Raw genomic sequence first — 15,373 nt, 5'->3', positions numbered from 1 at the left:
AGGCAGCGATGTGCGGGCTGAGAGTCTGGCTTGCGGTGATGTTGTTCGCTGGGGGCGGCGCATTGCGTGCCGAGCCCGACGGCGCCGACATCGACTGGCGCTACCGCATCGCGGCCGGCGACACGCTGATCACGCTGACCGAGGCCTGGCTGGCGCCGCCCCACGGCTGGCGCGAGCTGCAAAAGCTCAACCGCGTGCCCGACCCGCTGCGCCTCAAGCCCGGCTCGACGCTGCGCATGCCCGTGGCCTGGCTGAAGCGCGAGGCCGCCGTGGCCGAGGCCGTGTTCGTGAAGGGCGACGTGCGGCGCCAGCGCAATGCGGCCGGTGGGGCCGACGAAGCGCTGGCCACCGGCGCGACGCTGCAGAGCGGCGACCGCATCCGCACCGGGGCCCAGGCCAGCGCCAGCCTGCGCTTCGCCGACGGCTCGCGCCTGCTGGTCCCGCCGGACAGCGAAGTCACGCTGGAACAGCTCCTCGTGCTCGGCCGCGACGCCATCCCGGCCGTGCGCCTGAACCTGAACCAGGGCGGCGCGGACAACCGCGTCGTGCCCAATGCCCAGCACGCGCCGCTGTACGAGCTGCGCACGCCGCATGTGAACCTCGGCGTGCGCGGCACCGAGTTCCGCGTGCAGGCGGCCGGCGCGCAGAGCCGCATGCAGGTGCTGTCCGGCGCGGTGCATGCCGACGGCCTCGGCCCGAACGTCGCCGGCGGCCAGGGCCTGCTGGCCGAGGGCAAGGCGCGCAGCGTGGCGCTGCTGCTGCCGGCGCCCGACCTGGCCAGCCTGCCGCGCACGGCCGAGCGTCTGCCGCTGCGCCTGGGCTGGGCCGCGTCGCCAGCCGGCGCGGTGGCCTGGCGGGCGCAGCTCTATGCCAGGGGCGATTTCGAGCGCCTGCTGCTGGACGCCCGCGTGGCCGAGCCCGTGGCCGCCTGGCCCGAGGCGCGCGAGCTGCCCGACGGCGACTACACGCTGCGGCTGCGCGCCATCGACGCCCGCGGCCAGGAGGGCGCCGCGGCCGATGCCGACATCCATCTGCAGGCCCGCCCCGAGCCGCCCTTCATCCAGGCGCCGGCCGAGGGCGCCGTCAGCTACAGCGGCGGCATGGCCCTGGCCTGGACGCGCAACACCGCTGCGCCCGGCGTGCGCCTGCAGGTCGCGCGCGACGCCGGCTTCAAGGACCTGGCCTTGCAGCCGTCGCCCATCGCCGCCGCCGGCTACGAGGCCAGGCTGCCGGATGGCGTCTACCACTGGCGCATCGCCGCCGTCGAGGCCAACGGCCATGCCGGCCCCTTCGGCGACCCGCAGCGCTTCGAACTCAAGCCCCCGCCGCCCGCGCCGCCGCCGGCCGAGCCCGAGGTCAGCGGCGACCAGCTCAAGCTGCGCTGGCGGGCCGACGAGGGCGTCGTGCGCTACGAGCTGGAATGGGCCAGGACGGCCGCCTTCGACGGCGCCGACGTGCAGCGTTTCGCGACCGACAAGCCCGAGGTCGCGCTGCCCAAGCCCTCGCCCGGCCAATACTTCCTGCGTGCCCGCGCCTTCAACGCGGCGGGCGCGCCCAGCCCCTGGGGCCAGGCGCAGATGATCGAGCAGCCCTATCCGCGCTGGATCTGGCTGCTGCCTCTCGTGCTGCTGCCGCTGCTCTGATGCGCTGGCCCTGGCTGGCCCTGCCCGGCGCGCTGGCGCTCTGGGCGCTGTTGAGCCTGATGGGCGTGCAGCCGCGGGTCGACCGGGCCTTGGGCGACGCCCTCGTGCGCGCCGCCGCACCCGCGCCGGCCGCGCAGCCGGGCAGCGTCATCGTCGACATCGACGACGCCTCGCTGCGCGCTCTGCGCGAGCCGCTGGGCGAGTGGCCCTATTCGCGCGAGACCTATGCGCTGCTGCTGGACTATCTGCGCCATGCCGGCGCCCGCCTCGTCGTCATCGACATCGTCTTCGCCGGCCCGCGCGACGGCGACGTCCGCTTCGCCCAGGCCCTGGCCGGCAGTCCGCCGACCGTGCTGGCCGCGGCCGGCCTGGCGGCGCAGCAGCGCGCCGGCGTCGAGCTGGCGGGGGCGTCGCCGTCCGAAGGCGCGGCGCTGCAGCGCCTGGGGGGCGAGCCGGCCGGCCTGCGCTGGGCCGCGCTGACCGCGCCGGCCGACCCGCTGCTGGACGCGCTGACCCAGCGCGGCAGCCTGGGCGTCATCTCCGTCGCGCTGGACGACGACGGCCTGCTGCGCGAGCTGCCGCTGCTGCACCAGGTGCAGGGCCATGGCCTGCCCGGCCTGGCCCTGGCCGCGCGGCTGCGCGCCGACGGCGCGGCCGGCTGGCGCGTCGACGGCGGCGAGCTGGTGGCCGGCGCGCGCCGCTGGCCGGTGGACGAGCAGGGCCGGCTGCGCCTGCGCCTGCCGCTGAACGGCGGCGAGCTGCCGCGCGTCTCCTGGCAGCGCCTGATGCGCGCGGCGCTGGGCGAGGTGGACGACGCCGGGCTGGCCCGCCAGCTGGCCGGGCGCAGCGTCTTCGTCGGCAGCAGCGCCTTCTTCGCCGACGAGGTCATGACGCCGCAGGGCCGGCTCAGCGGCATGGCTTTGAACGCTGCCGTGTTCGAGGCCCTGGGCGCCGAGCCCGCCCTCGTGCTGCGCGACCGCGGCGCGCTGGCCTGGGGCCTGGGTGCATTGCTGCTGGCCTGCGCCGCGCTGCCGCTGGGCTTCAGGCGCCGGGCGCCCGCGGCCCTGCTCGCGCTGGCGCTGGTGGTCCTCATCGCCTGGGCCGCCACGCGCGCCGGCTGGATGCCGCCGGCCGCGCCGGCGCTGTATGCGCTGGGCCTGGTGCTGCTGGCCACCGAGCTGGAGCAGCGCCGCCGGGCCCGCCTGCGCGAGCGCGAGCTGACGCGCGAGCGCGAGCTCGCCGACGCCCGCAGCCGCGCCAAGACCGAGCTGCTGGCCCAGGTCAGCCACGAGATGCGCACGCCGATGAACGCGGTGCTGGGCTTCTCCGACATCCTGGCCCGCTCGCCGCTCAAGCCCGACCAGGCCCACTACGTCGAGGTGCTGGGCCATGCCGGCCGCCAGGTCTTCGCCCTCATCAACGACCTGCTGGACAACGCCCGCATCGAGAGCGGCAGGCTCGAACTGGCCTCCCACCCCTTCAATCTCGTCGACCTCGTCGAGCTGCAGCTGGAGCTGCTGCGCGAGCGCGCGCAGAGCCAGGGCCTGTGGCTGCGCGTGTTCGCGCGCAGCGAGGCCACGGGCTGGGTGCTGGGCGACTCGCAGCGCGTGGCCCAGATCGTCAACAACCTCGTCGGCAACGCCATCAAGTTCACGAAGGCCGGCGGCGTGACGGTGGAGCTGTCGCGCGAGGCCTCGGGCCTGGTCTGCCTGAGCGTGCAGGACACCGGCATCGGCATTGCGCCGGAGCGGCTGGAGCGCATCTTCCAGCCCTTCGCGCAGGCCGACGCCAGCATCGCGCAGGAGTTCGGCGGCACGGGCCTGGGCCTGTCCATCACGCGCAGCCTGGCGCGGCTGATGGGCGGCGACGTCAGCGTGCAGAGCCGGCCCGGCGAGGGCAGCCGCTTCGAGGCGAGGCTGGATCTGCCGGACTCGCGGCCGCCGCATGACGAGCTGATCGGGCTGCGCACCGAGCGCATCGCGCCGGCCCGGCCGCTCGCGCTGCTGCTGGCCGAGGACAACGACGTCAACGTGCTCGTCATCGAAGGCATGCTCGCGCCGCTGGGCCACAGCGTCATGCGGGTCTGCGACGGCGAGCAAGCCCTGGCCGCGCTGCGCGGCCGGCGCTTCGACCTCGTGCTGATGGACATGCTGATGCCGGTGCTGGACGGCCTCTCGGCCACGCGGCAGTGGCGCGCCATCGAGGCCGCCGAGGGCCGGCCGCGCACGCCCATCGTCGCGCTGACGGCCAATGCCTTCGACACCGACGTGCAGCAGTCCCTGGCCGCCGGCTGCGACGCCCACCTGACCAAGCCGCTGAGCCTGGCCGCGCTGCTGCAGGCGCTCGCCAAATACGCCAAAGCCTGAGCCGGCGCTTCTGGCTGGAGTCCGCAGCTTCCCACCCCCGGAGGCTTTCCATGATCAACCTGACCGTCAACGGTCGCGCCGCGTCGCTCGACGTCGAGCCCGACATGCCCCTGCTGTGGGCCGTGCGCGAGGAACTGCGGCTGACCGGGGCCAAGTTCGGCTGCGGCGCGGCCCAGTGCGGCGCCTGCACGATGCACGTGGCGGGCTCCCCGGTGCGCTCCTGCATGACGCCGGTGTCGTCGGTGGCCGGCGCCCAGGTCACGACCATCGAAGGCCTGGCCGGCGACAGGATCGGGCAGGCCGTGCAGGCCGCCTGGGTCGAGCACGACGTGGCGCAGTGCGGCTACTGCCAGAGCGGCCAGGTCATGAGCGCGACCGCCCTGCTCAAGACCCACGGCAAGCCGACCGACGCGCAGATCGACGAAGCCATGGCCGGCAACCTCTGCCGCTGCGGCACCTACACGCGCATCCGCGCCGCCATCCATGCGGCCGCGGTCTTTCCCGCCGCAGCTTCGTCACCACCACCGTCGGCGGCGCCGTCGGCCTGGCCCTGCTGCCGGGCTTGGCCGTGGCCCAGGACGCCAAGGCCAAGCCCGGCTCCAAGCCCACCGAACAGCCGCTGGCCTTCGTCAGCATCGCCAGGGACGGCACGACCACCATCCTGTGCAACCGCATGGACATGGGCCAGGGCATCGAGACCGGCCTGGCCATGATCTGTGCCGAGGAACTGGACGCCGACTGGGCCCAGGTCCGCACCGGCTTCGGCGACCAGAAGGGTGAGTATGTCGACCCGCTGTTCGGCATCCACCTGACCGGCGGCTCCAACTCGGTCAAGAACAGCTACCAGCAATACCGCGAGCTGGGCGCGCGCACCAGGGCCATGCTGCTGGCGGCCGCCGCCCAGGCCTGGGGCGTGCCGGCGGCGTCGCTGACGGCTCAGAACGGGGTGATCAGCGGTGGCGGCAAGAGCGCCGGCTACGGCGAGTTCTTCGACGCGGCGATGAAGCTGCCCGTGCCCGAGGCCGTCACGCTGAAGGACCCCAAGGCCTTCAAGCGCATCGGCCAGCCGACGACGCTGACCGTCAGCCGGGCCAAGTCCACCGGCACCCAGGCCTATGGCATGGACGTGCAGCTGCCCGGCATGGCGGTGGCCGTCATCCAGCGCCCGCCGGTGTTCAACGGCAAGGTCGCCAGGCTGGACAGCAGCGAGGCGCTGAAGGTCAAGGGCGTCAAGGCCGTGCTGCCGGTCACACTGGACCGCGGCGGCCAGGGCGTCGCCGTCGTCGCCAGCGGCTACTGGGCCGCGAAGAAGGGCCGCGACGCGCTGAAGATCGATTGGGACCTGGCCGGCACGCCCAAGCCCGACACGGCGGCGCTGACCGCCCAGTACCTGGCCCTGGCCAAGACGCCCGGCACGCCGGCGCCCAGGCCCGAGCTGCAGGCCGACGTGAGCGGCTGGGCCAAGGCCCCGAAGACCATCACGGCCGACTTCGTCTTCCCCTACCTGAACCATGCGCAGATGGAGCCGCTGGCCTGCACGGTGGACCTGAAGGCCGACCGCTGCGACTTCCATTACGCGTCGCAGATGCCCGGCATCGATGCGATGAACCTGGCCCAGGCCGTCGGGCTCAAGCCCGAGCAGGTGCAGATCCATGTGCAGATGGCCGGCGGCGGCTTCGGCCGGCGCGCGACGCCCGCGACCGAATGGCCACGCGAGGCGGCGGCCGTCGCCGTGGCGCTGGCCCAGGCCGGCAAGCCCATGCCGGTCAAGGTCATCTGGAGCCGCGAGGACGACATGAAGGCCGGCTACTACCGGCCCATGACCGTGCACCGCGCCGAGATCGGTTTCGACGCGAGCGGCAAGGTGCTCGGCTGGCAGCACCGCATCGTCAGCCAGAGCATCCTGAAGGGCTCGCCGCTGGAGGGCTTCGGCTACCAGAAGGGCGTGGACGCGACCAGCATCGAGGGCATGCGCGAGCCCTACGAGCTGCCGATGAACCTCGGCGTGCACCACCCCGACGTCAACGTGCCGGTGCTGTGGTGGCGCTCGGTGGGCTCCACGCACACGGCCTACGTGATGGAGACCCTGGTCGACGAGATCGCCTTCGCCACCAAGCAGGACCCGGTGGCCTACCGCATGAAGCTGATGGAAGGCAATGCCAAGGCCGAGCGCCATCGCGCCGCCCTGCAGGCCGCCGTCGACAAGAGCGGCTATGGCAAGCGCAAGCTCAAGCCCGGCCAGGCCTGGGGCGTGGCTCTGCACGAGAGCTTCGAGTCCGTCGTCGCCTACGTCGTCGTCGCCAGCCTGAAGGGCAAGGGCAAGGAGCGCCGGCCGGCGCTGGAGGAAGTGCATGCCGGCGTGCACTGCAATCTGTGCGTGAACCCGCGCGCCATCGAGACCCAGGTGCAGGGCGCCGCCATCATGGCGCTGGGCACGACGATGCCGACGCACCGCATCACGCTCAAGGACGGCGTGGTCGAGCAGGGCAACTTCTACGACGTGGCCATGCCGCGCATGCCCGATGCGCCCAAGGTCATGACGGTCAGCATCGTGCCCAGCAACGACCCGCCCAAGGGCATGGGCGAGCCCGGCCTGCCGGCGCTGGCCCCGGCCCTGGCCAACGCGGTGGCGCGCCTGACCGGCCAGCGCCAGCGCGAGCTGCCGTTCCGCTTCGCCTGAAGGGGCGCCGGCCGGGTCAGGGCTCGGCCGGCACGGCGCTCTTGAGCGCAGCGAGCATCGTGTGGACGAGAGCCTGGTCGTCCCGGCTCATCTGGTGGGCGCGCAGCAGCACCTCGCGCTCCATCTCGCCGATGCGCCAGTGGAGCTCGCGCACCAGCGACAGCAGCTCCTGCTGCAGCGGGCCGCCTTCGTCGTCGGCCAGGCCGCGCACCAGCCTCTCGGGATGCTCGGCGTCCAGCCCGGCGCTCGTGAACGAGGCCTGCAGCTGCAGCAGCCGGTGCCGGCACAGCGCGACGAGGTCGCGCAGTTCGGGGCTGGCGAGGGCGAGGCGCTCGTCGAAGCTGCCGCGCGCGGCACGCCAGCGCGCCAGCACCTCCGTCACGTAGAGCACCTGGGGCAGGGCGTCGGCCAGCGAGCCGGGCGCCTCGGTCAGGCGCGGCGGCGCGCCGCTGGCGCGGGCGCCGCGCGCAGCAGCTCCAGCACCGGTTCGCCGAATTCGCCGGGGATGAGCTTGGTCGCGATGCCGGCGTGGATGCCGGCGCCCGGGCCCTGCTCCATCAGGCCGGTCAGCCATTCGGCGACGGCCAGCGCCTGCGTGGCCGGCGTGAACTGCTCGCCCCGCAGGCCGCGCGGGTAGCCGAAGCCGTCCAGCCGCTCGTGGTGGCCCAGCACCAGCTCGGCCAGTTCGGCGCCGCCGCCGTCCAGGTGGCGCAGCACGTGGTGGCCGATGACCGGATGGCTGACGATCTGGCGCCACTGCTCGGCCTGCAGCGGCGCGCCGCGCCGCAGGAAGGCCGGGTCGAGGTAGTGGGGGTTGACCTGGCCTGCGGAGGCGGCGGTGCGGGACATGTGGGTCGGGAACCGGGGCGGCACTTCGGCGCGTTCAGCCTTCGGCCGCAGGCGGATAGCCGGCCTCCGTCAGCGCGGCGGCCAGGGGCTCGCGGGGCAGGGCACTGTCGACCGCGGCCGTCCGGGCCTGCAGGTCGACCTCGACGCCGGCCTGCGCGTCGGCGGCCTTCAGGGCTTGGGCGATGGCGGCGACGCAGTGGCCGCAGCTCATGTCGGGCAGGGTGAAGAGGTGGTGCATGCTGGGGCGCGATGGCGGGTCGGCGGCGGCGTCATCCTAGCTGCGGCGCGCCGGCTGCTGGCATCATGGCCGCGTCACCGCCAGGAGAGGCCCAATGAAGATCATCGCCCTCAGCGGCGCACTGCGCCGCGCCTCCTACAACACCGCGCTGCTGCGCGCCGCGGCCGGCATGGCGCCCGCGGGCGTGGCCATCGAGCTGCACACGCTGCACGGCATCCCGCTCTACGACGGCGATGTCGAGGCCCAGGGCATTCCGCCGGCGGTCACGACGCTGCGCGAGGCCATCCGCGCCGCGGACGCGCTGCTGATCGGCACGCCCGAATACAACAACGGCATCCCCGGTGTGCTGAAGAACGGGCTGGACTGGCTGTCGCGCCCGAGCGGCGAGGGCGCGAAGCTGCTCGGCGGCAGGCCCACCGGCATGGTCGGCGCGACGCCCGGCGGCTTCGGCACCGTGCAGTCGCAGGACGCGCTGCTGTCCGTGCTGCGCGCCTTCGGCTGCGACTTCTGGATGGCGGGGCGGCTGATGGTGTCACGGGCCGGCACGGTCTTCGATGCCGACGGCCATCTTGTCGACGACAAGGTGCGCGAGCAGCTCGCGCAGTTCGTGCAGGGCTTCGTCAGCTTCGTCGGTGGGCGAGCATCATGAGCCCGTTCGTCGAGCGCATCGAGAGCCACGTCGGCGACGTGGGCGGCCTGCCCATCCAGCGCGCGCTGCCGAACAAGGGCCGGCGCGCCGTCGGCGCCTGGTGCTTCGCCGACCATGCCGGCCCTGCGACCTTGCCGCGCGAAAAGCGCATGAATGTGGGCCCCCACCCGCACACGGGCCTGTCCACCTTCAGCTGGATGATCGAGGGCGAGATCCTGCACCGCGACAGCCTGGGCTCCGAGCAGGTGCTGCGCGCCGGCGAGGTCAACCTGATGACGGCCGGCCGGGGCATCTCGCACAGCGAGGAGTCGCTGTCCGACCGCATCCACCTGGCCCAGTTGTGGATCGCGCTGCCCGACGCCGAGCGCGATCGGCCCGCCAGCTTCCAGCATTTCCCGGACCTGCCGCGCGCCACGCTGGACGAAGGCTGGGACGCGACTGTGCTGGTGGGCGAGTTCGCGGGCCGGCGCTCGCCGCTGCCCAGCTTCACGCCGCTGCTGGGTGTGGACCTGGCCGCCGCCGGGCCGGCCTGCGCGGCGCTGGCGCTGGATTCGCGCTTCGAGCACGGCTTCATGCTGCTGGAGGGCGAGGTGGACGTGAGCCCGGCCGGCCACGCCGCCGTCGAGACCGTCAGGCCGGGCACGCTGCTCTATGTCGGCACGGGCTGCGAATCGGTGGAGCTGCGCTGCGCGGCCGGCGCCCGGCTGCTGCTGCTGGGCGGCGAGCCCTGGGCCGCACCGCCGCTGCTGTGGTGGAACTTCGTCGGCCGCGAGCCGGCCGAGATGCAGGCCTGGGCGATGGACTGGGCCCGCGAGGACGGCGGGCGCTTCGGCATCGTCAGGGGCTACAGCGGCCCGCGCATCGCGGTGCCGCCGGTGCCGGCGCTCAGAAAGCCTTAGTGTTCTGTCCCAGTAATACGTGAACAAAGTCGATGCAGCTTCTCGAGGATCGAGTCGGCGGTCGCGGTCCAGCGAAAGGGCTGGCAGTTCTCGTTGTGGGAGGCGACGAAGTGGTCGATGCGCTGCACGAGTTGCTTGACGCTGTCGAATGAGCCGCGACGGATCGCCTTGTCGGTGATGAGCGCGAAGAAGCGCTCGACCTGGTTCAGCCACGAGCTGTAGGTGGGGGTGAAGTGCAGGTGCCAGCGCGGCCGCTCGGCCAACCAGGCCTTGACCTTGGGGTGGCTGTGGGTGGCGTAGTTGTCGACGATGCAGTGCACGTCCAACTCGGGCGGCACCGCCTTGTCGATCTCACGCAGGAACGACAGGAACTCCTGATGCCGGTGACGCGGCTTGCAGCGGGCGAGGACTTCGCCGGTGAGGACGTCCAGCGCGGCGAACAGCGTCGTGGTGCCGTGGCGCTTGTAGTCGTGCGTGACGCCCTCGACGTAGCCCAAGCCCAGCGGCAGCATCGGCTGCGTGCGCTCCAACGCCTGACACTGGCTCTTCTCGTCCACGCTGAGCACGATCGCGTTGTCCGGCGGGTTGAGATACAGGCCGACCACGTCGCGCAACTTCTCGATGAAGAACGGATCGTTGGAGAGCTTGAAGCTCTCGGTGCGATGGGGTTGCAGGCCGAACAGGCTGAAGTAGCGCTGCACCGTGCTCTTGGAGATGCCCGCCTCGGCCCCCGCGGAGCGAACGCTCCAGTGCGTCGAGCCGTCCGCGGGCTTGGTGTGCAGCGTCGTGTTGATCAACTGCGCGATGCGTTCGTCGTCAATCGAGCGAGGCCGGCCCGGGCGCAAGTCGTCATACAGGCCAGCGATGCGCTGCTCGACGAAGCGCTGACGCCATTTGCCCACGGTGGCCTTGCTCATTTGCAGCCGCGCGGCGATCGAGCTGTTGTCCTCGCCCTGCGCGCTGGCCAGCACGATGCGCGCTCGCGCGCTCAGCGAGGCGGGCAGCGAGCGGCTGCGCGCGAAGGAGGTCAACTCCGCATGCTCGCCGTCGCTGAGCACCAGTTCGGTCTTCGGTCTGCCTCTCGCCATTGCCGTATTTCCGTCGCCAAGATACCGCAATGGCTTGCAATATTAATGCCATCTATTTCTGGGACGAAACACTAGGAGTGAGACATGAGATTGAAGCGAGGCGCGCTGCGCCTGTTGCCCCTGGCGTTTTCCCTTCAGGTCGCTTTCGCGCAGGAGGCGCCGGCACCCGAGACGGTTCCCAAGCCAACGGAACGTCTGGGTGACGTGGTCGTCACCGGCAGCGTGAAGAAGACGCTGAAGAAGGACTCGACCAACACCATCAACACGCTGTCGGCGGAAGAGATCCGCCGCCTGGCGCCGATCAGCACGGCCGATCTGCTGCAGAACGTGCCGGGCATCTTTGCCGAAGGCAGCACCGCCGGCGAGGCCAGCAACAACATCACCGTGCGCGGCCTGCCCGTCACGGGCGGCTATCGCTACGCACCCCAGCTGATCGACGGCCTGCCCTGGTTCGAGGAGCCGGAAGTGCCCTTCATGAACAACGACGTCGCGGTGCGCGACGACCTGATGACCAAGCGCGTCGAGGTGGTCAAGGGCGGCACCGGCGGCATCCTCTATTCGAACGGCCTGGGTGCCACGGTCAACCACATCACCCGCACGGGCGGCCAGACCCTCGAGGGCGGCTACAAGCTCGAGGTCGCCGACTACAACTTCCTGCGCAACGACTTCTTCCTGTCGGGGCCGATCAACAAGAACCTGACCTTCGCCGTCGGGGGCTTCTACCGCACCTCGGGCGGCTTGCGCGACACCGGCTACACGGCCGACAAGGGCGGCCAGCTGCGCGGCAACCTGGTCTACCAGACGGACGACGGCCGCACCGAGGTCCAGCTGCACGCGCTGAAGATCAACGACCGCACGGCGTTCTACCAGAACGTGCCCTTCCAGATCCCGGCCATCTCGCAGCCCGGCACGCCGGCGAATCCGGTCCGGATCAACATGGACCAGGTTTGGCCGATCGGCATCGACTTCGCCCACGGCACGGTGGCGTCGCCGTCCAACCGGCGCTTCCGGATGATCGGCGAGTACGGTGAGCGCGAGGTGGACATGGCCAACGGCATCCACCCGAACTTCGACATCTACACGGTCAAGCTCAGCCACGAGTTCGACTCGGGCTGGACCTTCGACGGCGGCGTGCGCCATTCGTCGGGCAGCAGCGGCTTCAACGGCCTGTTCACCGGCAACGACACGACCACGGCGGCGCGCTTCAACAACGCCCGCTACAACAACGACGTGCTGCGCTTCGGCAAGTTCTATCCGACGGCCACCGGCGTGGCGGCCTACGGCCTGAGCGGTGGCGCGCGCGTCGCCGACAGCGCCTACCTCGACTTCCTGATCCCCTTCACCACCACCACCGTGGCCAAGAGCACCTCGGTCGACCTGAAGCTGGGCAAGACGCTGCAGTGGCTGGGCGAGCACCACCTCACGCTGGGCGGCTATTTCACCGACTACGCCAACAAGCAGAACTTCCAGACTTCGCTGCTCGTGTCGACCATTGGCGAACACCCTGAACTCGTCGATCTTCGTGCCATCGATGCCGGCGGACGCCCGGTAGGCCCCTCCGTCACGTCCAACGGCGTGATGCGGCAGGGCTTCTTCGGCTACCTGGCGGATGCCAAGGTCAAGGGCGAGGCCGTCTACATGCTCGATCACTGGGAGACGCTGGATCACCGTCTCAAGCTCGACTTTGGCGTGCGCCACCAGACCCAGCGCGCCAACGTCGTCTACAACGTGCGCGACCAGACCACCAACCTGACCCCCGCGGGCGTGGTGCCCGGCAGCACGGCCGACACCATCGCGGATGACGAGGTGCTGCTGCCCGGCGCGAACCAGTACCTGAACTCCAGGGTCAGCGGCACGGGCTGGTCGCTGGGCGGCAACTACTCGATCCGATCCAACTTGGCGGTGTACGGCCTGGTGTCCCGGTCATTCCGGCTGCCGAGCCTCGAGCAGCTCAACCAGCTGCAGTTCGATCCCAACGCGCCGGGCAGCAAGGTCGAAAAGATCATGCAGTACGAGACCGGCCTGCGCTTCTATGCGGACACCTGGGACACGCAAGTCGCGCTGTTCTACAACAAGTTCAGCCCGCGCGACCAGTACGTCGACTACCGCGACTTCACCTCCTCGCAGTGCAAGCAGGCCGGCACCGTGGTGGACATCAACAGCTGCCCGCTGGTGCGCGAGTTCTACCGCCGCGGCATCCAGAACATCGGCCTGGAGCTGGAGGCGGCCTGGCGCCCGCGCGACGTCAAGGGGCTGGAGCTCCGCTTCAACGGCGTGATCCAGGATCCCAAGGTGGTCGACGCGAACTACCGCACGGTCAAGGAGACCCGCGTCAATGATGTCGTCACGGGCTACACCTTCGAGCAGATCGGCGAAGACGGCCGGCGCCCGCGCCGCCTCGCCAAGGTCATGGCCAATGTGCAGGCCAGCTGGGACCTGAAGCCCTACACCGGCCTGCCGCTCAAGCCCTACGCCAAGTACACGTACTTCGGCAGCCGCTTCTCCGAGTCGCAGGACGTCAACGTCACGCTGTACCCCGCGTACTACCACCTGGACGGCGGCTTCATCTGGGACTTCAACAAGAACAGCGCATTCCAGTTCCACGTCTCGAACATCACCAATCGCCTCTCGTTCACGGAGGGCGATCCCGTGTTCATCGACCTGAAGGGCCCCAACGGCGCCACCAATCGCGGCGTGAGCCGGCCCCTGTTCGGCCGCACGGTTCGTGCCATGTACACCTACTTCTTCTGATCCGGGAGAACAACGATGAAAAAGCTCCTGTGCCTGCTGTCCCTGAGCGTTGTGCTTGCTTCCTGCGGAGGCGGCAATGGCGGCGCCCCCGGCGCGCTGCCGCAACCGCACTCCCCGGTCTTCGTCGATCCAGGCGCGATCAGCGTTCCCGAGCTGACGCGCGACGTGACGAAGCTCTCGGTATCGAGCCCCGACGGCAACAGCGTCAAGCTCTCCCTCACCGGACCGGATGCGGCCCTGCTCTCGATCGGCGGCGACGGTTCGATCCGTTTTGCCATTGCCCCCAATTTCCTGGCGCCGGCGGATGCGAACAAGGACAACGTCTATCAGGTCACGGTGGTGGCGGACGACACCTACTCGACGCCCTCGAGCCTGGCGCTGTCGATCAAGGTGACGTCCTGCCCGACCTGCCACGTTGCCAACAAGTCCGCTCATGTGACCACCGACGACACGACGTTTGTCGATGAGAACGTCATCGCCAGCTTCGAGTTCCCGGCCCAGATGCAGAAGGACACGGTCAAGTACACCTTGACCGGGGCTTTCGCCAGCACCACGAACTGGAACAATCTCGAGTACAACAACGCGACCCTGGCGCCGATCGCCGCACGAATCGGCGATGCCTCGGTGACGACCTGCGAGATCGGTGGTGGCGGATGCGACGCGCCCACGGGCAGCATCACCATCAACAACGTCACCATCACCAAGGACTCGATCACTTTCCTGATGTCGGGTGGCAATGGCGGGCCGGACGTGGGCGCCCAGGTGCTCTATACGCCGCCGGGTTCGTCGGTCAGCCAGGTGCTCGGCACCTACAACCCCAACAGCTGCGGCGATCCTGTGCTCAAGGGTGACCAGCACTACGTCAACTTCGACACCAGCGGGCTGATCGGCTCGACCGTCCAGATCAAGATCTTCGACAACGCCACGACGGGCTGCGGCTTCGTCGCCTTCGACCACTTCTACCAGACCGACAAGCCGCGAGGCACGAATGCGGGTGTGCTGACCAAGCCCCTGACGCCCGTGAAGGTGACCGTGGAAGGGCCGGTGACGTTCCAGAAGATGATCCCCTTCGCCAGCTTCGAGAACCCGGTCGACATGGTCGCCAAGCGGGGCTGGGTGGGTACGGGTGTGTTTGCCTCGCCCACCGCGACGAGCTGGCAAGGCACCACCGGCACCGACCCCGCCGCTGCTCGGGTGGGTGACAAGGCCATCAGCACCTGCGAGATCGCCGGACCTGGCACGCCGTGCGATTCGCCGACCGGCACGCTCACGTCGCCGGCGTTCAAGGTGACGGACGCCTACTTCAACTTCCTGATGCATGGCGGTGGCGTGGGAAAGAAGGTCGGCATGCGCATCCTTGACACCGTGGGCAATGTGTTGCTGAGCTACAGCCCCGACAGCTGCGGCCCGTCTTTCATTCAAAACGATGACGACTGGACGCATATCGACATCACGGCGCTCAACTCGGCTTACATCAAGGCTCAGCTGTTTGACGAGGAGGCCAGTGGATGCGGCTTTGTCAGTACCGACCAGTGGTACCAGTCGGCCAATGCATGGAACCCCTCAGGCAAGGGCAAGGACGGTGGCAAGGTCGTTCTGACGCCTGAGGCCACAGCCAAGCTGGGATTCAATGTCACGGTGACGGCCGATGCCTTTGCTCAAATCATCGGCGACTTCGACGACGCCGTGGCGACTGCCAAGGTGTGGACCGCAACCGGCGACTTCGCCAATCCCGCGAATGCCGACGCCTGGAAGGGTGTGTCTGGTGGCGCGCGAGTCGGGGCCCGAGCCGTCAGCACTTGCGAGATGAATGGCAACAACAAGGGCTGCGACGCGTCGACCGGCACCCTGACCTCGCCGCTGTTCACCGTGGACGCCAGCCGGCCGTTCCTGAACTTCCTGATGTCCGGTGGCAACGCCAATGGCACGGTCGGCCTGAAGGTGCTGGATGCGTCAGGGGCAGTCCTGGCCACCTACACGCCCAACTCATGCGGCCAGTCCTCGATCAAGGACGACGGCAACTGGGTCACGATCGACCTCACCGCCCAGGCGGGGAAGCAGGCCAAGGTCCAGATCTTCGACAACGAGTCTGGCGGCTGCGGCTTCGTCAGCTTCGACCATGTCTACATGGGCGCGATCCGCAAGAAGTAGCGAGTGAGGGCGGGGCGGGCGTGTCGCCTGCCTCGCGAGTCATCGCAGAGGCGCCGCAA

The 15,373-nt window shown here is 70.1% G+C and carries 11 protein-coding genes and 1 pseudogene; 8 read left to right on the top strand and 4 right to left on the bottom strand.

Annotated features, from left to right (window positions below; all coding sequences use genetic code 11):
- Positions 1-38: 38 nt before the first annotated feature.
- The 4 genes and pseudogenes from NYP07_RS12360 (at position 39) to NYP07_RS12345 (ending at position 6,689) form a co-directional block, all read left to right on the top strand.
- Positions 39-1,643, top strand: coding sequence for a FecR family protein (locus NYP07_RS12360; protein ID WP_268150845.1), 1,605 nt, complete (start codon positions 39-41; stop codon positions 1,641-1,643).
- Positions 1,643-4,009, top strand: a complete 2,367-nt coding sequence (locus NYP07_RS12355) for a hybrid sensor histidine kinase/response regulator (protein WP_268150844.1) — start codon at positions 1,643-1,645, stop codon at positions 4,007-4,009. Before NYP07_RS12360 ends, NYP07_RS12355 begins: the two co-directional genes overlap by 1 nt.
- A gap of 50 nt (positions 4,010-4,059) precedes the next feature.
- A pseudogene (locus NYP07_RS12350) lies at positions 4,060-4,503 on the top strand ((2Fe-2S)-binding protein); the annotation flags it as partial.
- Positions 4,452-6,689, top strand: coding sequence for a xanthine dehydrogenase family protein molybdopterin-binding subunit (locus tag NYP07_RS12345; protein WP_378990270.1), 2,238 nt, complete (start codon positions 4,452-4,454; stop codon positions 6,687-6,689). The pseudogene NYP07_RS12350 and the gene NYP07_RS12345, both read left to right, overlap by 52 nt.
- Before the next feature lie 16 nt (positions 6,690-6,705).
- Here NYP07_RS12345 and NYP07_RS12340 read toward each other — a convergent pair whose 3' ends face one another.
- Genes NYP07_RS12340 through NYP07_RS12330 form a run of 3 tightly spaced genes read right to left on the bottom strand, consistent with a single transcriptional unit; the run spans position 6,706 to position 7,776 of the window.
- Complete coding sequence (locus NYP07_RS12340; RefSeq protein WP_268150842.1) at positions 6,706-7,080, bottom strand: hypothetical protein; 375 nt, start codon at positions 7,078-7,080, stop codon at positions 6,706-6,708.
- Positions 7,081-7,118: 38 nt separating this feature from the next.
- Entirely contained in the window at positions 7,119-7,538 is a 420-nt protein-coding gene (locus tag NYP07_RS12335) for an HD-GYP domain-containing protein (protein WP_268150840.1), read from the bottom strand.
- Between the two features lie 34 nt (positions 7,539-7,572).
- Positions 7,573-7,776, bottom strand: coding sequence for a heavy-metal-associated domain-containing protein (locus NYP07_RS12330; RefSeq protein ID WP_268150838.1), 204 nt, complete (start codon positions 7,774-7,776; stop codon positions 7,573-7,575).
- Positions 7,777-7,870: 94 nt separating this feature from the next.
- Between NYP07_RS12330 and NYP07_RS12325 the strand changes: the two genes are divergently transcribed.
- Together NYP07_RS12325 and NYP07_RS12320 are read left to right on the top strand one after the other, a co-directional pair.
- Entirely contained in the window at positions 7,871-8,425 is a 555-nt protein-coding gene (locus NYP07_RS12325) for an NADPH-dependent FMN reductase (protein WP_268150836.1), read from the top strand.
- Complete coding sequence (locus NYP07_RS12320) at positions 8,422-9,324, top strand: pirin family protein (protein WP_268150834.1); 903 nt, start codon at positions 8,422-8,424, stop codon at positions 9,322-9,324. Before NYP07_RS12325 ends, NYP07_RS12320 begins: the two co-directional genes overlap by 4 nt.
- Here NYP07_RS12320 and NYP07_RS12315 read toward each other — a convergent pair.
- On the bottom strand, positions 9,321-10,412 hold the full coding sequence (locus NYP07_RS12315) for an IS630 family transposase (protein ID WP_268150832.1): 1,092 nt from the start codon (positions 10,410-10,412) through the stop codon (positions 9,321-9,323). The genes NYP07_RS12320 and NYP07_RS12315 overlap by 4 nt on opposite strands.
- Before the next feature lie 84 nt (positions 10,413-10,496).
- On the opposite strand from NYP07_RS12315, the gene NYP07_RS12310 reads away from it, so the two are divergent.
- Positions 10,497-13,163 (top strand): TonB-dependent receptor, encoded by a 2,667-nt coding sequence (locus NYP07_RS12310; protein ID WP_268150830.1) that lies wholly within the window; start codon positions 10,497-10,499, stop codon positions 13,161-13,163.
- A gap of 15 nt (positions 13,164-13,178) precedes the next feature.
- Complete coding sequence (locus tag NYP07_RS12305) at positions 13,179-15,314, top strand: hypothetical protein (protein WP_268150828.1); 2,136 nt, start codon at positions 13,179-13,181, stop codon at positions 15,312-15,314.
- Positions 15,315-15,373 lie beyond the last annotated feature (59 nt).

The organism is Pelomonas aquatica, assembly GCF_026712205.1.
Lineage (GTDB): Bacteria > Pseudomonadota > Gammaproteobacteria > Burkholderiales > Burkholderiaceae_C > Pelomonas > Pelomonas aquatica.
This window is presented reverse-complemented; position numbering and strand designations above follow the sequence as displayed.